The following is a 21803-nucleotide window of genomic DNA, read 5'->3' as shown; positions in this document are numbered from 1 at the left end:
ATAGAGTGCGGCCGTGCCTGTGCTCGAAGTGAACTCCGTACTCGCCGAATCCGCTTTCGGCGGTACTCCGGAACGCGCTGCCACCGGGTTGCCGGTTCCCGCGAACGCGACCGAATCCTGGTTGCGTGCGGTGGCGCTCTCCGGCGTCGGGCACTACGCGGCCGCCCGCGCCGAACTGGCCCGCACCCGGCGGCTCACCCCGGACCCGATCCTGCGTTCGCTCAGCCTCAGTACCGAAGCCTCGTTCCTACGCCAGCTCGGCTGGCACGCCCTGGCCGCCGCACTGGACGGCCACGCCGCCAACCTCGTCCTGCCCGATGCGGACCCGGCCGACCGTGTTTCCGCTGACTGTGACTCGGCCGACCGTGCCCCGGTCGACCGCGGCCCGGGCCACTCGGAGGGCGGCGGCGACCGCGCGCTGTCGGGCGCCGCCCGCCACGAGGCGGTTTGCGACGCGTTGACCGGTTTGGCCGCGGATGCCCTCGGCACCGGCCGCCCCGAGCTCGCTGCCCGGCTGCTGCGACGTAGCCGCCGCCACCTCGACGCCCTGCCCGTCGACTACGAGGCCGCCTGGCGGCCCCGGATCCGCCTGCACTGGGTCAGCGCGGAAACCGCCCTGTACGCCCCCGGGGCGGGTCTCGTCGTGCCTCCCGAACCGGTTGCCGGCACCCCGGCGGCCCGGTCGGGCGCCGCCGCTGGACCGCCGGTGATGGCATCCCGCATGGACGCGGCTCACGGTGGTTCGGGAGCGGCACACGGTGGTCCGGGATACGAGTCCGCCGCCGAGCATGCGCACCCCAGCCCGACGCGATCCGGCCACCGGGCCGAGGTCGGCGTGCCGTACACCGATGCGCGCGGCGGGGATGCGCGCGGCGGGGATGTGCGCGGCGGGGATGTGCGCGGCGAGCATGTCCACCCGGCACACACCGATCCCTCGTCGGTGCATACCGACCCCGTTCTTGCGCACGCCGCCCCCGCGCTGGTGCATGGCGATCCCGCGCTGGCACACGCGGAGGCGGCCCTGGCGTGGGCGCAGCGGTCGCCGTCGGTTCGGCACCGGGTGAAGTCAGGTCTGCTCGTGGCCGCCGCGACGGCCGCCGGGGGTGATGTCGATCGCGCTCGGGAGTTGGCCGAAAATGTCGCTGGGCAGAGTCGGATTTTCGGGTTGCTGCCGCTGCGATGGGCCTGCGCCATGCTGCTGTCGGGGCTGGATTCGGCCGGTGGCGGGGCGGATGAGGCGGCGGCGTGCGCGGTGTTGCTGGCCGCCCGGGGCGGACGATTGCGAACGGCCGCCTGACATCTGAACCTCGCCCGCGAGTGACCCCGATCTCGCACCGCCCGCTATTGTTGGACCGTTCCGCCCCCTCGCGGAAGCACGTGCCCAAGGCTGACGTGCCACTTCGTAACGCCAGGAACAGCTCTGACGATGAAGAACACGGGTGAGGAGTTGGACCCCGCCGTCGTCGCTGCCGCAGCGCAGGGCGACCGGTCTGCCCTTTCCCAGGTACTGGAGAGCATCCGCCCACTGGTGGTCAAGTACTGCCGTGCGCGAATCGGAGCCGCCGAACGCGGTCAGCTTTCCGCGGACGACGTGGCTCAGGAGGTATGTCTGGCCGTCATGACCGCCCTGCCCAGGTATCAGGATCAGGGCAGACCGTTCATGGCGTTCGTGTACGGCATCGCCTCCCACAAAGTCGCCGACGCCCATCGCAACGCCGCCCGTAACAAGGCGGACGCCATGGCCGAAGTACCGGATGTCATATCCACCGACCAGGGGCCGGAGCAGCGAGCTCTCGATTCCGAAACCAGTCGCCAGATGAACAAGCTGCTGGCGACGCTTCCGGAGAAGCATCGAGAGATTCTGATCCTGCGCTTGGTCATGGGTTTGTCAGCTGAAGAAACCGCAACCGCCGTGGGCAGTACGGCGGGCGCTATACGAGTCGCCCAGCATCGGGCACTCGCGAAACTCAAGTCACAAGTGGCGAGGGCAGGTGAAATGTATGGCTAGGGATGGCGAGCGCGGTCGGGGCGACTGGAAGGCGCGATCTGGATCGCACAACAGCGGTCCCTACGCCGAGGCGTCCGGTGACACCGGGCCGGTGGATATCGCGGCGGTACGCCGTGATGACGAGCTGATCGAGGCCATTGCCGGTGACGGCGCGGTCCAGACCAGCAGCGCGGACGAGTATCAGCTCGCAGCGTTGCTGGCCAACTGGCGGGCCGAGATCGTCAACGAGCCGATGCCGGCCGGACCGGACCTGGATGCCATCGTCGCCGCGGTGAACCAGGAGGTCGGCGCCCGCGGGGCGCGGATCGGGGCCTCGGGTAGCAGGCGACTACGGCTGGTTCGTCCCATCGCCGGTGCGGCGGCCGCCGTATCCCTGATCATGGGCGGTCTGACGGCGTTCTCCTACGGCGCCGAGCCGGGCGACGCGCTGTGGCCTTTCAAGGAGGTCGTGTTCTCCGAACAGGCGCAGACCACCGTGGTGAACCGGGCCGGCAACGATATGGCGCAGGCACAGCAGTTGATCGACGAGGGCAAGCCCGAGGCGGCCAAGGTACTGCTCGAGCGCGCCGAGGGCAATGTCAGCCAGGTCGACGACAGCGGCAAGAAGGACGATCTGCGGCAGCAGTGGGAGCGGCTGGTGGCGCAGCTGCAGGAGCGGGCCCCGGAAATCGCGGCCTCGCTGCTGCCCAGCACCACCAAGGCGGCCGAACCCGGCGGATCGCAGCCGACGACCAAGCCGGGTGGCAATGCCACCACGGCACCGGTCGCGCCGGATGCCTCGGTGACCACCGAACCGTCGGTGGACCCCCGGATCCTGTCCACCCAGCCGAATACCGGCGGTACGACGGAGCCGAGCGATTCCGCGACGACTCCGGACGAGCCGACCACCGATCCGACGGTGCCGAGCACGGAGCCGTCGGACCCGGCGACGGAGCCGACGGTGCCGCCGACGACGGTCCCGACCGTACAGCCCACCACCACGGTGGTGGTGCCCACCGGCCTGCCGCAGCAGCCGACACTGCCGCCCACCGGTGGCGGGATCTCGGGGCTTCCGTCGGTGCCGGGCACGGAGGTGGTGCCGACGGGCGGCGGGCTCGTCCCGCCCGCCCAGCTGCCCACCGCCCCGGGCGGCATCCGCTGAGTGGTGGCTGCCGACACTGCGATGGCCGCTGGACAACCCGGCCGCTGCTGATCCGGCCGCTGACAATCCGATAGGGGATCCGAGCCGATAGGGGAATCCGAGCCGTTCGCGGTGAGGATCCACAGGGGTTCATAACGCCGGGTCGCCCGTCCGGCGGTTCGATCACGCACCATCCGATCGCCGACCGGCGGTCGGCTTTTCGTATCCGCGCCTCGCCGCTCGAACGAAGCGATGTGGGCCCGCGCCATTCCCGAGTGGGAGGCGCGAGCCCACACCTGTATCAGTCGTTCCGGTGTACGGCCGGAGTGCCCGCGTATACGGCCGGAGTGCCCGCGTCGATCGGGAGGGTCACCCGGGGCGACCCCCGAGTCAGACGTCGAACCCGTCGAACCCGTCGCCGTGCAGCGCCTCGTTCATCGAGGCATCGGCGTAACCGCGGCAGTAGTCCCACGTGACGTAGGCCTCCGGGGTCGGGTCGTACGCGGGTTCGTGCGGGCGCACCGTACCGTCCACCAGTAGCTGGAGCAGGTTGGCGCGCAACATATCCCAATCGTGGTAATGATCCTGCCGACAGTCCTCGCAGCTGACCACGAGTCCGCGGATGCCGCGGTGCGCCAGCAGCGCCTCGTACACTGCGAGGTCGGCGAGATCCTCCTCGACCGCTAGGCGCTCGTGAGGATCCAGCGGTTCCCCCGGCTCGATGGCATCGAGCGCGGCCGACGGGTCGGAGGGATCTCCGGCGAATGGATCCGGCGGCAGGCCAGGTGGTAGATGGTCACGCACAGGTCCACGGTACGCAGAGATGGCCCTTCCGCGCCAGCGCTGACACCCATTTGCCCTGACATAACTGGTTCCTTAGCGCAAATCCGGCGCTACCGACGTACCCGTCTCCGCCGCCCGCGGCGCGGCGGAGGGCACATCGAACACAACTTTGCGCGACCGATACCATGGACGGGCAGATGCCGGGTAGCGATCTTCGGTATCGAAATCAATCCATTCGTCCGCCGGGTCCTGCTCCGGTGGGCATTGCCGAGGTCCAGGAGGGGTCGATCCGATGAGCAGTCCCGTGACAGGCGGCGACGATCCGAACAAGATCGCCATGCTCGGGCTGACGTTCGACGATGTGCTGCTGCTGCCTGCCGCGTCCGACCTCATTCCGAGTTCCGTCGATACCTCCAGCCGGTTGACCCGGGAGATCTCGCTGCGCACGCCGCTGGTGAGTTCGGCCATGGACACCGTCACCGAGGCGCGCATGGCCATCGCCATGGCGCGGGCGGGCGGTATGGGCGTGCTGCACCGCAATCTCTCCGTCGAGGCGCAGGCCGCCCAGGCCGAGACCGTGAAGCGGTCCGAGGCGGGCATGGTGACCGATCCGGTCACCTGTCGGCCCTCCGACACCCTCGCCGACGTGGACGCCATGTGCGCGCGGTTCCGCATCTCCGGTTTGCCGGTGGTCGACGACGCCGGAATCCTGGTGGGCATTATCACCAATCGGGATATGCGCTTCGAGGTCGACCAGAACCGCGAGGTCGCCGAGGTGATGACCAAGGCCCCGCTGATCACCGCCCAGGAGGGCGTGACCGCGGAGGCCGCGCTGGGTCTGCTGCGCCGCCACAAGGTGGAGAAGCTGCCGATCGTGGACGGCAACGGCAAGCTGCGCGGACTCATCACCGTCAAGGACTTCGTCAAGACCGAGCAGTACCCGAACGCCACCAAGGACCGCGACGGGCGACTGCTCGTCGGCGCGGCGGTGGGCGTGGGCGAGGACGCTTGGTCGCGCGCCATGACGCTGGCCGACGTGGGCGTGGACGTGCTGGTCGTGGACACCGCGCACGGCCACCAGTCGGGCGTGCTGCAGATGGTGCAGAAGGTCAAGGCCGAGGTCGGCGACCGGGTGCAGATCATCGGCGGCAATATCGCCACCCGCGCCGGTGCCAAGGCCCTGGTCGAAGCCGGTGTGGACGCGGTGAAGGTGGGCGTGGGCCCCGGTTCCATCTGCACCACCCGCGTGGTCGCCGGTGTCGGCGCGCCGCAGATCACCGCCATTCTGGAGGCGACCGCCGCGTGCAAGCCGCACGGTGTGCCGGTCATCGCCGACGGCGGCGTGCAGTACTCCGGTGATATCGCCAAGGCCATCGCGGCCGGCGCGTCGACGGTGATGCTGGGCTCGCTGCTGGCCGGTACGGCCGAGTCGCCGGGTGATCTGATCCTGGTGGGCGGCAAGCAGTTCAAGAGCTACCGCGGCATGGGTTCGCTGGGCGCCATGCAGGGCCGTGGCGAGGCCAAGTCGTACTCCAAGGACCGCTACTTCCAGGACGATGTGCTGTCGGAGAAGAAGCTGGTGCCCGAGGGCATCGAGGGCCGGGTGCCGTTCCGGGGCCCGCTCGACACCGTGATCCACCAGCTGGTGGGCGGTCTGCGCGCCGCCATGGGCTACACCGGCTCGCAGTCCATCCCGGACCTGCAGGCCGCCCAGTTCGTGCAGATCACCGCCGCCGGCCTCAAGGAATCGCACCCGCACGACATCACCATGACCGTCGAAGCCCCCAACTACACCACCCGCGCCTGACGCGGAACCACCCCACCCGCCGCAATGCTCCAACCCCCCGGTGCAGCAACCCCCGTGCTCCAACCCGCGGTGCACGACCTCGCGATGCACACCAACCACGCGGCGCTCCACCCCGCAGTACTCAAAGATCGACAACCCTCGGTACTTCACCCCCCAGTTCCCACCCCCGCAGTACTCCACTCCCGGCCCCCAGCCGAACGCGCCGCGAATCCGCCGGAGCGAAGCGGAGGCAAAACAAACACAGCCGCGAATCCGCCCGGAGCGAAGCGGAGGGCAAATAAGACACAGCATCCGCCGGAGCGAAGCGGAGGCAATCAAGCACAGGAGGAACCGATGCGCGATATGGTCGAGATCGGCATGGGCCGGACTGCCCGGCGCACTTACGAACTGGACGATGTCGACATCGTTCCCTCGCGGCGGACCCGCTCGTCGAAGCAGGTGTCGCTGGCGTGGCAGCTCGATGCCTACCGTTTCGAGATCCCGTTCCTGACGCATCCGACCGATGCGTTGGTCTCGCCGGAGTTCGCCATCGAGCTCGGCCGTCACGGTGGTCTCGGCGTCATCAACGGTGAGGGCCTGTGGGCGCGGCACGCCGATGTGGAGGCCAAGATCCAGCAGCTCACCGAGGTGGCCGAGAAGGAGGGGACGGAGGCCGCGGTCGCGTTGCTGCAGGAGTTGCACGCGGCCCCGATGCAGCCGGATCTGCTGGCGGCCGCGGTGGCGCAGGTGCGGGCCGCGGGTGTGACGACCGCGGTGCGGGTGAGCCCGCAGAACGCGCGCACGCTGACCCCCGCCCTGGTGCAGGCCGGCATCGACCTGCTGGTGGTGCACGGCACCATCATCTCGGCCGAGCATGTGGGCGACGGTGAGCCGCTGAATCTCAAGACGTTCATCGCCGAACTGGATGTGCCGGTGGTGGCGGGCGGTGTGAGCGATCACCGCACCGCGCTGCATCTGATGCGCACCGGCGCGGCGGGTGTCATCGTCGGTTACGGCTCCATGCAGGGCGCGACGTCGACCGGTGAGGTGCTCGGTATCGGCGTGCCCATGGCCACGGCCATCGCCGATGCCGCTGCCGCGCGCCGCGATTACCTGGACGAGACCGGCGGCCGCTACGTGCATGTCATCGCCGACGGCGACATTCTCACCTCGGGGCACGTGGCCAAGGCCATCGCCTGTGGGGCGGACGCGGTCATGCTCGGTGTGCCGCTCACTCTGGCCGCGGAGTCTCCCGGCAAGGGCTGGTTCTGGCCCTCGGCCGCCGCCCACCCGTCGGTCCCGCGCGGCGCCCTGCTGCCCTACGCCATCGACGAGGAACGCGTTCCGCTCGCCCAGGTTCTGGAGGGCCCCTCCAACGACCCCTTCGGCTCCCTCAACCTGGTCGGCGGCCTCCGCCGCTCCATGGCCAAGACCGGCTACTGCGACCTGAAGGAATTCCAGAAGGTCGGCCTGAACGTCCGAGCCTGACCCAGCCGCCCGCACACAGCACCGCCGGGAGCGCAACACCCGTTGCGCCCCGGCGGAATCTTCGCCGCAACCCGCAACCCGCTGGTCCGCTACTGCCCTCGCCCTGACCGGAACGTCCACCCGCGCGGACTGACCGGCTCGTGACAACTGCCCTTGCTCCTGTCGGGACGCCCGCCTGCGCAGTTGGTTCGGCCGAGCGGATGCTGTCCTGATTTCGGCCGGGACGCCCGCCTGCGCAGTCGGTTCGGCCGAGCGGATGTCGTCCCCGTTCCGGCCGGGGCACTCACCGGAACTCTCGACCAGCGCCCAGCGGCATCCCTCGCGAACGGTGTTCACTCCGGAACCCTCGACCGGGGACCCAACAACTGATCTCGCACCGATTGGGGTAACTCATCGGGTACGTCCAGAATCGGATTGGCACTCGACCGCAGGCACGCGTGCATGTGCCTCAACGGCTCTCAGCCGCGCGCTGAAGTCCCGGAGAGGCGGGCTAGCGGCAGTGCGCGGAGGAAGTTCAGGATGGCGGTGTTCACCTCGCCGGGGTGGGTCATGTTGACGGTTTGGCGGGCACCTTCGATTTCCAGGTAGTGGGCGGCGGGCAGGCGGGCGGCGAGTTCGCGGGCGTTGGCGCGGGAGATCCCGCTGTTGGTGGGGTGGATAACCAATGCGGGACAGGTGATTTCGGATAGTCGGTCGAGTACCGAGTCGCGTCCGAGCAGGCAACCGGCGGCGACCTCGGTGGCGTGGTGGTCGCGGGCGAGCCAGCGTTTCACCCAGACGGCGCGATACCAGGCGTCGTCACCGATGAGCCATTCCGCGAGGTGTTCGGCGAGGGCGCGGCGGGGGCCGTTCTCATACCATTTGTCCAGGAAGCGACGGGCATTGGTGAGTTCCAGCGTGGAGGGTTCGTGTGCCTCGGTGCTGATGAGGATGAGTGCCGCCACGCGGTCGGGGGCCAGCAGCGCGGTGCGCAGTGCGGTGAATCCGCCCTGTGAGGTGCCGCCGATGACGGATCGCCGTACGCCGAGTTGGTCCAGTACGGTCAGCACGTCGCGGGCGCTGGTCCAGTAGGTGAAGGGCAGGCCCTTGTCGCGTGTGCGTCCGTGTCCGCGCGCGTCCCAGGTGACGATCCGGTACTCCGGTGTGAGCGCCGCCTGCTGCGACGCGAACATCGTTCGGTCCATGAGGAATTCGTGCCCCAGCAGCACTACCGGTCCATCGCCCCCGCTGTCCTCGTAATGGATTTCGGCATCGATCGCATGGGCGAATGGCACGAGGAAGAGGATAGTCACGGCCGGTGACAGAGATCGACAGTTTTGCCCCGTGCCGGGTGCGCGTACGGCGTGCCGCGCCACCCGATTTGTGTGTCTCGGGATGAATGCGTCGATCTTGGTCCGGACCGGTGCGCCCGACGGACGTGTGTCCTGCATCGCTCACTAGACTGAGCCGGTGGCAGAAACCCAGCGACCAGTCCTTGTCGTCGACTTCGGCGCGCAGTACGCGCAGTTGATCGCGCGCCGGGTGCGCGAGTGCAGTGTCTACTCCGAGGTGGTTCCGCACACCGCGACCGTCGAGGAGATCGCCGAGAAGCGGCCCGCCGCCGTGATTCTTTCCGGCGGCCCGTCGAGCGTGTACGCCGAGGGCGCGCCGCAGCTGGATCCGCGGCTGTTCGACCTGGACGTGCCGGTCTTCGGTATCTGCTACGGCTTCCAGGCCATGGCACAGGCGCTGGGCGGTACGGTCGCGCACACCGGTACCCGTGAGTACGGCCGCACCGAGATCAATATCGACGGTGGTGTGCTGCACGGCGGCCTGCCGACCCATCATCCGGTGTGGATGAGCCACGGCGACGCCGTCACCGACGCCCCCGCGGGCTTCGAGGTCACCGGCACCACGCCGGGCGCGCCGGTCGCCGCGTTCGAGGACCGTGCCCGCAAGCTGGCCGGTGTGCAGTACCACCCCGAGGTGCTGCATTCGCCGCACGGTCAGCAGGTGCTGAGCCGCTTCCTGCACGAGATCGCCGGGATTCCGGCCGCGTGGACGCCCGCCAGTATCGCCGAGGCGCTCATCGCGGATGTGCGTGAGCGGATCGGCGACGGCCACGCCATCTGCGGCCTGTCCGGCGGCGTGGACTCGGCCGTCGCCGCCGCCCTGGTGCAGCGTGCCATCGGCGACCGGCTGACCTGTGTGTTCGTCGACCACGGGCTGCTGCGCGCGGGTGAGCGCGAGCAGGTGCAGCGCGATTTCGTCGCCGCGACCGGCGCCAAGCTGGTGACCGTGGACGCGGTGGAGAAGTTCCTCGGCGAGCTGAAGGGCGTCACCGATCCGGAGGAGAAGCGCAAGATCATCGGCCGGGAGTTCATCCGCTCCTTCGAGGACGCCGTCGCCGAGGTGGTGAAGTCCGAAGGCGAGGCAGCGTCCTCGGGGAGCTCCGCTCCCGCGGTCGAGTACCTGGTGCAGGGCACGCTCTACCCGGATGTGGTCGAGTCCGGCGGCGGTACCGGCACCGCGAATATCAAGAGCCACCACAATGTCGGCGGCTTGCCCGACGACCTGGAGTTCTCCCTGGTGGAGCCGTTGCGGCTGCTGTTCAAGGATGAGGTCCGCGCCGTCGGCCGCGAACTGGGCCTGCCCGAGGACATCGTCGCGCGCCAGCCCTTCCCGGGCCCCGGCCTGGCCATCCGCATTGTCGGCGAGGTGACCGCGGACCGTCTGGAGCTGCTGCGCCAGGCCGACGCCATCGCCCGCGAGGAGTTGACCGCCGCCGGTCTGGACGGTCAGATCTGGCAGTGCCCGGTGGTGCTGCTGGCCGATGTGCGCAGTGTCGGCGTGCAGGGTGACGGCCGCACCTACGGCCATCCGATCGTGCTGCGTCCGGTGTCCTCGGAGGACGCCATGACCGCCGACTGGACCCGCCTGCCCTATGAAGTGCTGGAACGCATTTCGACCCGGATCACCAATGAGGTGGCGGAGGTCAACCGGGTGGTGCTGGATGTGACCTCGAAGCCGCCGGGGACCATCGAATGGGAGTGAGCGCCGGGCGCTGAGCGCGGTGTGGGCGGGCCCTCGATCCGGAAGGGTCGGCGGGCCCGCTACGTGTATGCGGCGACGCCGACGACCACCAGGACGACGAACAGCACCAGCAGTGCCGTGGTGGTGTGCCGGTGGTCGCGTGGCACGGTCGGATGCCGTTGTGTGGTGCGGGTTTCCGACAGGTCGCGGGTCAGCAGGTCGACGCGGGCCGCGTCCACCCAGCCGCGCAGCCGGGGCCACGCGCCGAGCACGATCTCGTGGATGAAGCCGACCGTATCCCCGTCCCGGCTGATCAGGCGGGCGCGGGTGAGCAGCTCGAGTGCGGCGGCGGCCGCCTCCGGATCGGTGGTGCGGCGCAACAGGTCCGGGCGTGCGATGCGGCGGCGGGTGGCGTGGGCGTCGCGGTGGACCGCCACGAGTTCCGGCAGCATCGCCGTGGCGGCGGCCTGCTGCTCGGCGGTGAGCGCGTCCCAGGCGTGTTCGGCGGTCGCGGCCACCGCGCCCGAAATGCCGCCGGTGCTGCGGTATCCGGCGGTGGTGAGGCGGTGGCCCGAGCGGTGCCGCCAGGTCGCGGCCAAGGCGTGGGAGAGCAGCGGGAGCGTGCCCGGGTCGTAGCCGTGGCGGTCGTGGTGGTCGCGGACGCCGCACAGGTCGGTGATGATCAGTTCGTCGAGCCCGGGTTCCAGCTCGAGTCCGGCGAGGCGGGCAGGGCCGGTGATGGCCTGGGCCAGTTCGTCGGGGCGCATCGGGCCGAGTATGTAGCTGCGTTTCTCCAGCGCGCCTTGCAGACTGGAATAGGCGAGGCAGTGGGCGTAGCAGTCGGCGCGCAGGGCCAGCACCACGGCGGCGGTGTGCTCGGTCGCGCAGCGGTGCAGGGCCGCGAGGAATTCCGCACGGGCGGTTTCGCTTTCGCAGGCGGTGAAGAACTCCTCGAACTGGTCGACGATGAGCAGGCGCTGCCGGTCGAGCCGCTGGGCGGTGAGGGCGGTGATGATGTCGTCGGCGGTGAGGTCGGTGTCGCCCTCGATGCCGTAGGCGGCGGCCAGGGTGGCGATCGGGTCGGCGCCGGGGGTGATGGTGGTGACGTCCCAGTCGCCTACCGCGGGGACCAGCCCGGCCGCCAGCAGCGACGATTTCCCCGCTCCGGAGGCCCCGATGAGGATCACCATCCCGCTCGCGTCCCCGGCCGCCTCGCGCACCAGATCGGCGAATTCCGCTGTGGCGTGGGTGCGTCCGAAGAACAGATCGCGGTCGCGGCGCTGGTAGGGGGCGAGCCCGAGGTACGGACAGTCGGATTCGTCGGCATAGTCGGCGGTCCGGGTGGGGGCCTCGTACTCGGTCGTGGTCTCGCCGCTCACCATTGTTCTGTCCTCGATCTTCCCGAGTGCCGGTTGACCGGCCGTACCGCGTCGACCGCCCCAGTGTCGCATCCGTGGTCGCCTGGAATGCGAACGGCCCCTGAACCATTCGGGTCAGGGGCCGTACTCGCTGGTCGACTACTCCTTGCGTTTGCGTGGTGAGATCACCAGCAGCACGCCGACCACGATGGCGGTGATCACCACGATCCAGCCGAAGGACAGTCCCTCGGGCCAGGAGTGCGGGCCGATGAAGGCCCAGATGCTCACCAGCAGGCCGAGTACTCCGGCGACGAGGAGTGAGAACGACGGTCGGCGGGTCTTGTTGTCAGCCACGCTGCACCTCCACGGATCCCATGCTCATGTCAACGGCCAGGTCGAGAATCGGTCCCTCGGCGGGGCCGATGATGCCGCTGGGGCAGTTCTGCTCACCCATATCCACCGAGCAGTCGAAACGCACTCGCAGATCGTTCGGGACGAGGATACGGACCTCACCCATCGCCCCCTCGATCTTGGTCGTGCGGTCCTCGGTGAGGCGTAGATTGTTCAGGTCCAGGGTGGCGGAGCCGAACGCCCACGAGTACTCCGGGGCCAACTCGGCGGCGTCCTGCACCACCCAGACCCGATCGCCCATCCCGCCGCGGTCGAACTCGATCGGGCCGATCAGCGAGGCCAGCAGCACGAATCCGGCCAGCGGGGCGAGCACCACCATGAGTCCGTAGCCGCGCCGGACGAACGCGCCGACGATGAGGCCCAGCGCCACCACCGCCAGGGCGGCCGCGCCGATCCGGCCCGGGGTCATCCAGTCCACCCCGGCCGCGGCGGCGGCACCCGCGCCGGCCGCCGCGAGAATGGCCAGTCCGATGACGGTGGGGGTCAGTCGGGAGCGGGGGCGCTTGGGCGGGGCCTGCACCGGCATCACGTGGGATGCGCTGGGCTCCGGCAGATCCCAGGCGAGCGGGGCCACGCCGAGCGGATCCCAGCCCGGCGGGGTGGGGCGGAAGTCCGGTGAGATGGGGGCGGGGCCGTAGGAGCGGCGCTCGGGTTCCGAGGCGGAGGGAATCCGGTGCGGGTCGGGAGATTCGCCCGGGTGTCGTCCGGGTTCGGGCGAGTAGGGCGGCGTGTCGTCCGCTCCGGAGCCGTACGACGCATCATCGTCGTTCGGGAGTTCGTCCGTAGACGCCGACGGGTCTTTGCGCAGGGTGACCGATTCCACGATATCGCCTCTCACGATATCGCCTTTGACTCGTAGCACCTCGGTACGCGTCCTTCTCTCGGGTGACTGCTCGGTTGGCGTCGGATCGCCCTCGGGGGCAGTCGAATCCGAGGCGAGTGGTTTCGCGGTGGTGGGGTCGCCCTTGGACAGTTCGACGGTCGGGGCCGGGGCGTCGTCGGATGCCGCGGCCGTGCCGTCCCCGGACTCTCCGGTCCCCGTGCTCCCGTCGGGTTTCGGCAGCACTTCGGTGCGGGCGGTGGCGTTCGAATCGCCCTCGCGCACCGGCGGTTCCGCGCGTAGCTCGCTGGTGGCGGCCTGCCGCGCCGGATCGGGCTCGTAGTGGTCGGGCAGGGTGGTGTACGGCCCGTACGGCGAGGTGGTGCCGGGGTAGCCGGTCCACTGCGGTGAGCCGGGGAAGGCGGTCCCCGGGTATCCGGTGGTCGTCGGGTACCCCATAGCGGCGAATCCCGAATCCAGGCTCCCCACCGGTGGTTCCGGTTGCCGCTGGTAGAGCAGCCACCAACCGCCCAGCATGAGCGCGAAGCTGATCAGTCCGGAGCCGCCGAGCCCGGTACCGACCGGTCCGGCGGTCATGATCGCGATACCCAGCGCCACCATCAACACGATGGTCTTGGTGTGCGACTGCGAACTGCGTCCCTTCCCGAACAGCGATTCGGCGGCCGACGCCTCGTCCCCCTCCTGGCGCATGAGCACCCAGCTCGCGAGGTACAGCACGATGCCCGCGCCGCCGAAGAAGGCCGAGATCACGAAGGCGACCCGCACCAGTACCGGATCGACGTTGTACCGCCGCCCGAATCCGGCGGCCACGCCCGCGATCGGCCCCTGCCGCGGCATTCGCACCGGCCGGGTCTGCCAGAGATGATGAAGCTGATCGCTGAAGCTGCCCCGTCCGGCGCCACTGGACCAGTCGCTCGCTGAGTTCATGGTCCCATCGTCGCGCCGCCCGCCGCTCAGCCGCATCGGGGTTCACCCTGAAAAAGGGCCTGAACTCCCGGAGCAGCGCGCTCAGCTGCCGGGGAAGCCGGGTGGCAGCGGCTGGAAGTCGGCCTTGAACTTCGGGCCCGGCGGCAGGCCGCGCAGCAGTGCGCTGGTCCAGGCGACCGCGGGAATCCATCCGGTCACGGCGTTGGTGATGTGCTCGGGCACCGGCACGGTGTAGAAGCGCAGGTCCGCGCCGCGCTCCCAGTACGAGTTCACGGTGGGGATCACCACCGACGGCGGGATCAGCTCATCCCACAGGCCGTGCCACCACAGCACCGGCGTATCGGGGATGTATTTGCCGAGGCTGTTGTCCCGCAGCACCTTCAGTACCTCGGGTGAATTCTCCAGCGACTTGCCCGGTTGGTAGTAGGCGCTGATCGGACGGTACGACCCGGTCAGCGCGATGGTGGCGTAGCAGCGGTCCTGGAAGTCCGCGAGCAGCCGCTGCCCCTCCTCGGTGAGCAGTTCCTTCGGATCGAAGACGTCCGGGTATTCGCGGGCCAGCGCCGCCATTCCGAGCCACATGGTGAAGTTGCTGGTGCCGGTCAGGCCCGGCTGCGGCTGGGTGGCGTAGCGCGCGATGCCCACCAGGTCGCCCGGGGTGCCGCCGATGCTGGTGCCGAGAATCCGCACATCCGGTGCGTAGGTGGCGCGCAGTTCCGCCGCGCGGATGGAACCGGAACCGCCACCGGAGTAGCCGTAGAGCGCGATGCCGGAATCGGTCAGGCCCAGGCCCGGATCGTTCTTCATGGCACGCAGGCTGTCCAGCACCATCTTGCCCTCGGCATAGGTGTTGAAGGTGTTGAACTTGCCGTCGAAGTCGGGCACGTTGATGGCGAAGCCCTGCGCCAGCCAGTACTGGGCGAGCGCGGCTTCCTTCATGGTCCCGGTCCGCAGCGTGTAGGACGGATTGCAGGAGGAGTCGGTGGAGTCGATCGCCTCCTGGAAGGACACCACCGGGCGCGGGCTGCCCACCCACGGAATGCCGGGGACGATCACGGTGGTGGCGGTGACGATCGGATTGTCGTGCACGTCGTTGGACCGGTACAGCAGCTGCTTGGTGTAGACCGGGAACGGAATCCCCAGGATCCGGGTCTGCACCTCGCGCGAGCGCACGATCTGTCCGGGCTGGTAGGAGGCGATATCCGCCGGATCGTCGTACCAGGGGTCCTCCTCCGGCACCGGAATCGGCAGCAGGTCGTACAGCTCCGGTTCGGACGGCAGCCGCGGCAGCTGATTCTGGTCGGGCGGGAAGGTCGGATATCCGGGTTCGGCGACCGCCGTCCCCGCCGCACTCACCGCCACTAGCCCCGACATCGCCATCACGGCGAGTCGGCGCAGGCGCGCCTTGCTCACTTGGATCCTCCAGCGTCGTTGCTCGTATCGCCGATCACACTTACTCGGCGGTCAGTTGCCAGCTCACAGCACATGACAGCAATGCGCTATCGGCAGACCGCCGAGAGTGGACGGATCCGGCTGTGCATATGCACAAGTCCCCCGGCCTCAGGGTGTGAATCCGGGTGTTTCCGGATGCCGCGGTGTCGGGTGTGCGTGCCACTATCGAAGGCATGTACCCACCGGTGCCCTTCTTCGACCCTGCCCAGGGACCGCCCGTCGCGCATGTGCCGCGGCTGATGCGGCGCTCCGGTGGGCGGATCGTCGGCGGTGTGGCCGGTGGGCTCGCCGATCACCTCGGTGTGGACGTGTTCAAGGTGCGGATGGCGTTCGTGCTGTTGTCCGCCCTGGCCGGGGCCGGGATCCTGGCGTACGGACTGCTGTGGATCTTCACCCCGGGCGGTGGGGACGACACCCCGCCGTCGGCGCGGGAGCGGCGGCAGGGCATCGGGTTGGCGCTGCTCGGGTTGGCGCTGTCGGTGGCCATGGCGTGGGTGTTCAGCGGGACCGCCGCCCAGGTGATCGGGCCGATCATCGTGGTCGCCGTCGGCGCGGCGCTGGTGTGGCGCGAGTTCGACGAGGACGGGCCGCGCTCGGTCCTCGGCCTGCCCGCCAAGGCGTCGGTGGTGACCTGGGCGCGCATCGTCGGCGGGGCCACCCTCATCGTGGTCGGTCTCGGTGTGGTGGTGTTGGCGCGCATCGATCTGAGTTCGCTCGGTTCGGCGCTGCTGGCGGTGGCGGTCACGCTGATCGGCGCGGGACTGCTCACCGTGCCGCTGTGGCTGCGCATGATGCGCGCGCTCAACGACGAGCGCTCGGCTCGCATTCGCAATGAGGAGCGTGAGGAGATCGCCTCGCATCTGCACGATTCCGTCCTGCAAACCCTCGCCCTGATCCAGCGGCAGGCCGACAATCCGCAGGAGGTGGTGCGGCTGGCCCGCAGTCAGGAGCGGGAGCTGCGCAAATGGCTGTTCGACGACACCGGGCCCGCGCATTCCAGTCTGGCCGCGGCGCTGCGCACCATCGCCGGTGAGGTGGAGGACCAGCACGGCGTGAAGGTCACGCCGGTGACCGTCGGCGATGTCACCATGGATCTCGACGACAGCGGCAGCGGGCTGCCCAAGGAGCATTTCACCGCGATTCTCGGGGCCACCCGGGAGGCGCTGGTCAATGCCGCCAAACATGCGGGCGTCCCGGCCATCGACCTGTTCGCGGAGGTCGAACCGCATCAGGTGAGCGTCTTCGTGCGTGACCGCGGCAAGGGGTTCGACCCCGACGCCGTCTCCGCCGACCGGCAGGGCCTGGCCAAATCCATTCACGGCCGGATCGAGCGCCGTGGCGGCACCGTCGAGGTGAAGTCCGCGCCCGGCCGCGGTACCGAGGTGCGAATCGTCATGCCGCGCAAGGACGGCGCCGATGAGCGGTTGGTCGTTCGCACCGATGAGCCGGTATCGGGTGAGGAACCGGCGACCGAGTCGCCGAACGAGCGGGTGACCGATGACGCGACCGTGGAGGGTCGGCGCTGACCGCCACGTCGGCGCAGCGTGTGGTACGGATGTGGGTGGGTTCGATCCGCAGGCAGCGTGAGGAGATGCAGTGAGTGTCCGGGTCTTTCTCGTCGACGATCACGCCGTGTTCCGGTCGGGAGTGCGCGCGGAGCTGAGCCGGGAAACCGATATGCAGGTGGTCGGCGAGGCCGGTGGGGTGGCCGAGGCGATTGCCGGAATCAAGGCCAGCACACCGGATGTGGTGCTGCTGGATGTGCACATGCCCGACGGCGGCGGCGTCGCGGTGTTGCAGGGGATCGAGGCGGGGCCGGTGTGCTTGGCACTCAGCGTCTCCGATGCGGCCGAGGATGTGATCGCGGTGATTCGGGCGGGGGCGCGCGGCTATGTCACCAAGACCATCTCGGGACCGGAACTGGCCGACGGCATCCGCCGGGTGGCCGGGGGCGACGCGGTGTTCAGCCCGCGGCTGGCCGGATTCGTACTGGACTCCTTCACCGGCCGGTCCCAGGTGCCGGAGCCGCCGCTGGATCCGGAACTGGATTCGCTCACCCCGCGGGAGCTGGAGGTGCTGCGCCTGCTGGCGCGCGGCTACACCTATCGGGAGATCGCCGAGAATCTGTTCATCTCGGTGAAAACCGTGGAGACGCACGCCTCCAATGTGCTGCGCAAGACGCAGCAGTCAAACCGCAACGCCCTCACCCGCTGGGCGCATCGTCGGCGCATCGACTGAGCGGCACGCGCCATCCTGCCCGCCGGGTCCCCTCCGCTCGGCGGGCAGGATGCTGCGCGAACCGGTGGCGTGGTGCCGCCGATCCCGCTGGACTATCTGGGTGCTGAGCCGAACGACGGCCTCCTCCAGGGTGATTCCGAGATCCTCGGCGCGGGCCGCGGCCAGTTCGAAGGCGAGCAGCACGTCCTCGGTCGGCGTGTCACCGGCGGCCGCCGTGGCCAGGTCGAAGTCGCCCAGGAATTCGTCGAGCGCCATTCCGCTCATCGCCTGCACCTTGGTCAGGAAGCGTCCGGGCAGCCAGCTCAGGGTCCAGCCGTTGCCGCGGGGATCGTAGATCGCGATTTCCGGGGTGAGGTCGCTGGTGATCGACCAGTCGGTGATCCGGAGTGTCATGGTGCTCGCCTCCTGCTCAAGGTTCTCGTGACTTGGCTTGTTGGCGTGGATGTTTCGCGGGCGGGGCCGTACCTAAATGCTAAGAGTCGCCACTTTGGGACGTCAATAAAGCTTTAGTGACTTGTGATGATATTTAGTAAGCATTTCTGCCCTAATTTAGGCAGTAAGAATGGATTTCAGCACGAGTAGGCTGTCAATTGTCCGGTGAGCAGTGCACGGAAGCGTAAGAACACCGCCGAAGGCCGGGTGAGCTACCGTGCATCGTGTGTCACCCGTCTCGGGGGTTACGGCGGTGTGCCGCATGAAGTTCCAGGTGAGAGGGCATAACATCCATCACTCGACAACCGATGACACATCGTGATTAGAATGTCGCCTCGTGACACTCTGTGTGCACGCGAATTCCGGGCGACCGACAGGAGGCGCCCGATGACCCGGCCCGCGGACAGTGAGCGGATTGGCGAGCTGGTACGCCGCCTGCGTATCGAACGCGGCTATACCCAGGCGTCCCTGGCGGCCAAGGCCGACTGTTCGCGCAGCCTCATCCAGCAGATCGAGAACGGCACCCGCATCCCGCCGCTACCGCTGCGGGAGCGGCTGAGTCTGGCACTGGGAGAGGAACTTCCTATGTCCGGCCCGGCCGAGCCCGGCGAGGCCGTCGGCAGCGAGTACTACGAGCTGCGCATGCGGTTCAACGTGCTGCTCGGCAAGGACCCGCAGCTGGTGGAGCGCGCCCTCGGCATCGCCCAGCGCCTCATCGACGCGGCCGGCGCGCGCGACGACATCGAACCGCTGCGCCTCATCGCCGACCGGCAACTGGAACGCGCGGAAGAGATTCTGGCGCAGATACCCTCACGCAGCGCCACCGTGTGGGAGTGGAACACGGTGCTGGACTGGCTCACCATTCTCGGCCAGGCGGCCCACTCCGTGCGCGCCATCCACACCGCGGACCTGGGCACCATCGGCGGCGACGTCGGCGACGACTACCACCAGGCCATTCTGCGGCTCGCCGCCGCCGGGCGGGATGTGCGGCGCATGTATGTGCTCGACGGCATCGACGATGTGGTGCCTTACGAGGACAAGCTGTGGCGGCAGGCGCGCGCCGGCGTGGTGAGCATCCTGGTCAAGCGTGAACACGCCCGCAACGCCCAGAGCATGCTGGTGGTCGACGAACGCTATGTGGCCGTGGGGGAATACGACTACTCCCGGCAGGCGCGTGTCGCCACCCGCTTCTCCGCGCTCAAACACGATGTGGAATTCGCGGTGAAGCGGTTCGAGAAGCTCTACGACCTCGCTCGGGAAGGGTCGGCCATCACCGTCAACGATATCGTCGCCGCGCCGGAGTTGGCCCGCTACGAGCGGCTCACCGACGACGGTTGCCGCGAGCTGTTCCGGGAAGCACTGGAACGGCAATGGCGTGAGCTACCCGCACCCGGAGAAGCGCCGCGAGGTGATCGGTGGTGAACCACCGGTTCGAACTGGGTGCCCGCACCAGCCGCTCGGAGGAGCGCAAGCGCGAGGTGCGGCGGTATCTGGGTGCGGCGCAGTGGTTTCCGGGGACCGAGGGGCGGATCTATCCGGAGGTCATCGACGCCTACCACGGAGAGACGGGGCTGGCCCCGGACGCCAAGGCGGTCGCGGCGCTGGACCGGGCGTGGAACGAGCTGCTGCGGCTGGAACGCCCGGCGGAGTACCGCGACGGGGTGCTGTACGACAAACGCCAGCCTATGATTCTGCGAGAGTTGGCCGCCGACAAGCTGTTCGGGCGGTTGTGGCAGCCGACGGCCGAGGTGGCCGGGGTGCGGGTGCGGCCCGAGGAGGTCGTGGTCTGCCCCTATTCGAGCACGGTGCTGCTGGAGGAGGCCGTGGCCACGCTGGCCCGGCCCGGCGGGGTGATCGTCTGTCCCGAGGGCTTCTACAAGAGTTCCAGCATTCATGTGGAGAAGTACGGGCTGAGCATCGTGACCTGCCCCGCCACCGCCGACGACGCGTTCCGGATCGACCCGGAGGCGCTGGCGCGCTGCCTGGACGGCTACGCGGCGCAGGGGCGGCTGTGCGGCGTGCTGCTCACGCTGCCCGGGAATCCGGTCGTCGCCGACTACTCGGCCGAGCAGCTGGGCGAGATCGGGCGGGTGCTGCTGGAGCGCGACGTGCCCGTCATCTGCGATATGGCCTTCGACCGGCTGGTGGAGCACATTCCGCTGGCGGCGGTGCGGGTCGCGGGCGCGGGCGGGGTGCGGCGGATGTACGACCGGGTGCTGACCGTCACCGGTAATTCCAAGGGCTACAACGCCTTCGGACCATGCAAGTTCGGCGCGGCCTGCACCGGTGACGCGGTGTGGTTGCGGGAGGTGAGGGAGCGGCTGACCATCGCCTTCCAGCGGGAGACCACCCATCTGGTGCGCGCCACCCTCGAACACACGGGGGAGGAGTACTTCACGGCCAACCGCACGCGGATGCGGGCGCAACTGGAGCGGGCGCGGATGCGGATCGAGGGACTCAACGCCCGGGTGGGCGTGCCGGTGCTGCGTCCGCTCGGCAGTTTGCAGGGCATGTTCCTCAGCGTGGTCTTCGACCGCGCGATCCTGGAATCGGCGGGGGTGCACAGCAGTGCGCAGCTCGAGGATGTGCTGTTGGCCGCCGCCGGAATCGACAGCGTGGCCCTGGACCGCACCGGGTCGCCGCGGCTGGGGGTGCGGCTCAATGTGCTCGCGCCGCGCAAGGCTCCCGGCAGTGAGTCCGCCGATCTGCTGGACGAATTGTTCGACCGGATCGAGCGTTTGGTGCTGGATATGGTGGCCGGGCTGACCTACGGGCAGGTGCTGGCCGGGCGCGGGTTGCCCGAGCTGCCCGAGTTCGCGGCGGCGTCGTGATCGTCGGCGTACCGCGCGAGACGGCTTCCCGGGAACGGCGGGTCGCGCTGACTCCCAACGATATTCGCGGGTTGGTGGCGGCAGGCGTGACGGTGGTCGTGGAGCGCTCGGCCGGACTCGGGGCCGGGTTCGCGGACGCCGACTACGCGGCGGCCGGTGCGGGCGTCGTGGCCGACCGGCAGGTGATCTTCGGTCGTTGCGACGTGGTCGCCTGGGTGAAAAAGCCCGCCTTCGAACTGGATTCGATGCCGCTGCGTTCGGGTATGCGGCTGGTCGGATTCCAGGATCCGATTGCCCGCCGGGCCGAGATCGCCGCCCTGCGGGCGCGCGGAATCGACTCGGTGGCCTTCGAACTCGTCCCGCGCACCGACCCGCCCGCCTCCCACGACGCGCTCTCCGCCATGAGCCGTTTCGCCGGGCGGCTCGCCTATGCCGAAGGGCGGGAACTGCTGTCGCCCCGGGACCGGCCGTTGCGTGTCCTGATCCTGGGTTGCGGGCAGGCCGGGCTGGCCGCCGTCGCCGCGGCCGTCGACCACGGTGACGAGAAGCCGACGGTCTTCGGCAACCGCGCCGAGCAGGAGTCCGCCGCATTCGCCTGCGGCGCAGGGGTATTCGTGCCGGATGCGAGCCCGGACCGCATCCGCGACCACATCGAACGCGAAGCCCCGGACCTGATCTGCTGCGCGGCCGTACACCGTGGTGACCGCGCGCCCTTGCTGCTCGATGCCGACGCGTTGGACGCTCTCGGTGCGGGTGCGGGTGCGGGTGCGGGTGCGGGTGCGGGTGCGGGTGCGGGTGCGGGTGCGGGCGCGGGCGCGGGCGCGGGCGCTAGTGCGAGTGCGGTGGTGGTCGATCTCGCGGCCAAGGCGGGCGGCAACTGCGTCGCGACCCGTGTGGACGCCACGACCACTCTCGCCAATGGCGTTGTGGTCACCCACCGTTCGAACTACCCGGCCGCACAGCCCCGCGCGGCCAGCGTGGCGTACGGCGCGGCCACCGCCGCCATGATCCTGCGACTCCTGGGCTCCGCGCCGCACCTCTAGGACCGGTCGCCGGATACCCCGGTCGCAGGATGCCCGGCCGCTGGGATGCCCGGTCGCCGGATGTCTGGCCGCT

Annotated in this window: 18 protein-coding genes; 11 read left to right on the top strand and 7 right to left on the bottom strand. The window is 69.3% G+C overall.

Features of this window, described 5'->3' with window-relative positions; genetic code table 11:
* The first annotated feature begins 13 nt into the window (after positions 1 to 13).
* From QJS31_RS09610 to QJS31_RS09600, 3 genes are all read left to right on the top strand, one after another.
* Entirely contained in the window at positions 14 to 1297 is a 1284-nt protein-coding gene (locus tag QJS31_RS09610; protein WP_306356460.1) for a hypothetical protein, read from the top strand.
* A gap of 129 nt (positions 1298 to 1426) precedes the next feature.
* Positions 1427 to 2008, top strand: a complete 582-nt coding sequence (locus QJS31_RS09605; RefSeq protein ID WP_143982713.1) for a sigma-70 family RNA polymerase sigma factor — start codon at positions 1427 to 1429, stop codon at positions 2006 to 2008.
* On the top strand, positions 2001 to 3149 hold the full coding sequence (locus QJS31_RS09600) for an anti-sigma-D factor RsdA (protein ID WP_306356459.1): 1149 nt from the start codon (positions 2001 to 2003) through the stop codon (positions 3147 to 3149). Before QJS31_RS09605 ends, QJS31_RS09600 begins: the two co-directional genes overlap by 8 nt.
* Positions 3150 to 3518: 369 nt before the next feature.
* Here the strand turns inward: QJS31_RS09600 and QJS31_RS09595 are convergent, their stop codons facing one another.
* On the bottom strand, positions 3519 to 3932 hold the full coding sequence (locus QJS31_RS09595) for a DUF5319 domain-containing protein (protein ID WP_029923780.1): 414 nt from the start codon (positions 3930 to 3932) through the stop codon (positions 3519 to 3521).
* A gap of 271 nt (positions 3933 to 4203) precedes the next feature.
* Between QJS31_RS09595 and guaB the strand changes: the two genes are divergently transcribed.
* Together guaB and QJS31_RS09585 are read left to right on the top strand one after the other, a co-directional pair.
* Positions 4204 to 5718: an IMP dehydrogenase gene (gene guaB / locus QJS31_RS09590; protein ID WP_282784859.1), complete on the top strand. Its 1515-nt coding sequence runs from the start codon at positions 4204 to 4206 to the stop codon at positions 5716 to 5718.
* A 333-nt stretch (positions 5719 to 6051) separates the two neighbouring features.
* Positions 6052 to 7185: a GuaB3 family IMP dehydrogenase-related protein gene (locus QJS31_RS09585; protein WP_282784861.1), complete on the top strand. Its 1134-nt coding sequence runs from the start codon at positions 6052 to 6054 to the stop codon at positions 7183 to 7185.
* A gap of 458 nt (positions 7186 to 7643) precedes the next feature.
* Here QJS31_RS09585 and QJS31_RS09580 read toward each other — a convergent pair whose 3' ends face one another.
* The gene (locus tag QJS31_RS09580; RefSeq protein ID WP_282784863.1) at positions 7644 to 8459 is read right to left on the bottom strand and encodes an alpha/beta fold hydrolase; all 816 of its coding nucleotides are present in this window, start codon (positions 8457 to 8459) and stop codon (positions 7644 to 7646) included.
* 175 nt (positions 8460 to 8634) lie between these two features.
* Between QJS31_RS09580 and guaA the strand changes: the two genes are divergently transcribed.
* Complete coding sequence (gene guaA, locus QJS31_RS09575) at positions 8635 to 10218, top strand: glutamine-hydrolyzing GMP synthase (RefSeq protein WP_306356458.1); 1584 nt, start codon at positions 8635 to 8637, stop codon at positions 10216 to 10218.
* Positions 10219 to 10277: 59 nt separating this feature from the next.
* Here guaA and QJS31_RS09570 read toward each other — a convergent pair whose 3' ends face one another.
* The 4 genes from QJS31_RS09570 to QJS31_RS09555 all read right to left on the bottom strand — a co-directional run bounded on the left by QJS31_RS09570 (position 10278) and on the right by QJS31_RS09555 (position 15114).
* Positions 10278 to 11579 carry a hypothetical protein gene (locus QJS31_RS09570; RefSeq protein WP_306356457.1) on the bottom strand — a complete coding sequence of 434 codons (1302 nt, stop codon included), beginning with the start codon at positions 11577 to 11579 and terminating at the stop codon, positions 10278 to 10280.
* Positions 11580 to 11714: 135 nt separating this feature from the next.
* On the bottom strand, positions 11715 to 11909 hold the full coding sequence (locus QJS31_RS09565; RefSeq protein WP_282784868.1) for a hypothetical protein: 195 nt from the start codon (positions 11907 to 11909) through the stop codon (positions 11715 to 11717).
* On the bottom strand, positions 11902 to 13734 hold the full coding sequence (locus QJS31_RS09560; RefSeq protein WP_306356456.1) for a PspC domain-containing protein: 1833 nt from the start codon (positions 13732 to 13734) through the stop codon (positions 11902 to 11904). Before QJS31_RS09560 ends, QJS31_RS09565 begins: the two co-directional genes overlap by 8 nt.
* An 81-nt stretch (positions 13735 to 13815) precedes the next feature.
* Positions 13816 to 15114, bottom strand: a complete 1299-nt coding sequence (locus tag QJS31_RS09555; protein ID WP_306356569.1) for a lipase family protein — start codon at positions 15112 to 15114, stop codon at positions 13816 to 13818.
* Positions 15115 to 15359: 245 nt separating this feature from the next.
* On the opposite strand from QJS31_RS09555, the gene QJS31_RS09550 reads away from it, so the two are divergent.
* Both QJS31_RS09550 and QJS31_RS09545 read left to right on the top strand, forming a co-directional pair.
* Positions 15360 to 16712, top strand: a complete 1353-nt coding sequence (locus tag QJS31_RS09550; RefSeq protein ID WP_306356455.1) for an ATP-binding protein — start codon at positions 15360 to 15362, stop codon at positions 16710 to 16712.
* A gap of 70 nt (positions 16713 to 16782) precedes the next feature.
* The gene (locus tag QJS31_RS09545; RefSeq protein WP_039810146.1) at positions 16783 to 17424 is read left to right on the top strand and encodes a response regulator transcription factor; all 642 of its coding nucleotides are present in this window, start codon (positions 16783 to 16785) and stop codon (positions 17422 to 17424) included.
* Here the strand turns inward: QJS31_RS09545 and QJS31_RS09540 are convergent.
* A complete protein-coding gene (locus QJS31_RS09540) occupies positions 17374 to 17817 on the bottom strand; it encodes a hypothetical protein (protein WP_306356454.1) in 444 nt (147 codons plus the stop codon). The two genes, QJS31_RS09545 and QJS31_RS09540, sit on opposite strands and share 51 nt — an antisense overlap.
* 426 nt (positions 17818 to 18243) lie before the next feature.
* Between QJS31_RS09540 and QJS31_RS09535 the strand changes: the two genes are divergently transcribed.
* From QJS31_RS09535 to QJS31_RS09525, 3 genes are read left to right on the top strand one after another with little or no spacing between them, the layout of a single operon-like run.
* Positions 18244 to 19278 (top strand): helix-turn-helix transcriptional regulator, encoded by a 1035-nt coding sequence (locus tag QJS31_RS09535; protein WP_306356453.1) that lies wholly within the window; start codon positions 18244 to 18246, stop codon positions 19276 to 19278.
* On the top strand, positions 19275 to 20687 hold the full coding sequence (locus QJS31_RS09530; RefSeq protein ID WP_306356452.1) for an aminotransferase class I/II-fold pyridoxal phosphate-dependent enzyme: 1413 nt from the start codon (positions 19275 to 19277) through the stop codon (positions 20685 to 20687). The genes QJS31_RS09535 and QJS31_RS09530 overlap by 4 nt, the downstream gene beginning before the upstream one ends.
* A complete protein-coding gene (locus tag QJS31_RS09525; RefSeq protein ID WP_306356451.1) occupies positions 20684 to 21730 on the top strand; it encodes a hypothetical protein in 1047 nt (348 codons plus the stop codon). Before QJS31_RS09530 ends, QJS31_RS09525 begins: the two co-directional genes overlap by 4 nt.
* Positions 21731 to 21803 lie beyond the last annotated feature (73 nt).

This window comes from Nocardia sp. CC213A (genome assembly GCF_030766805.1).
Lineage (GTDB): Bacteria > Actinomycetota > Actinomycetes > Mycobacteriales > Mycobacteriaceae > Nocardia > Nocardia otitidiscaviarum.
This window is presented reverse-complemented; position numbering and strand designations above follow the sequence as displayed.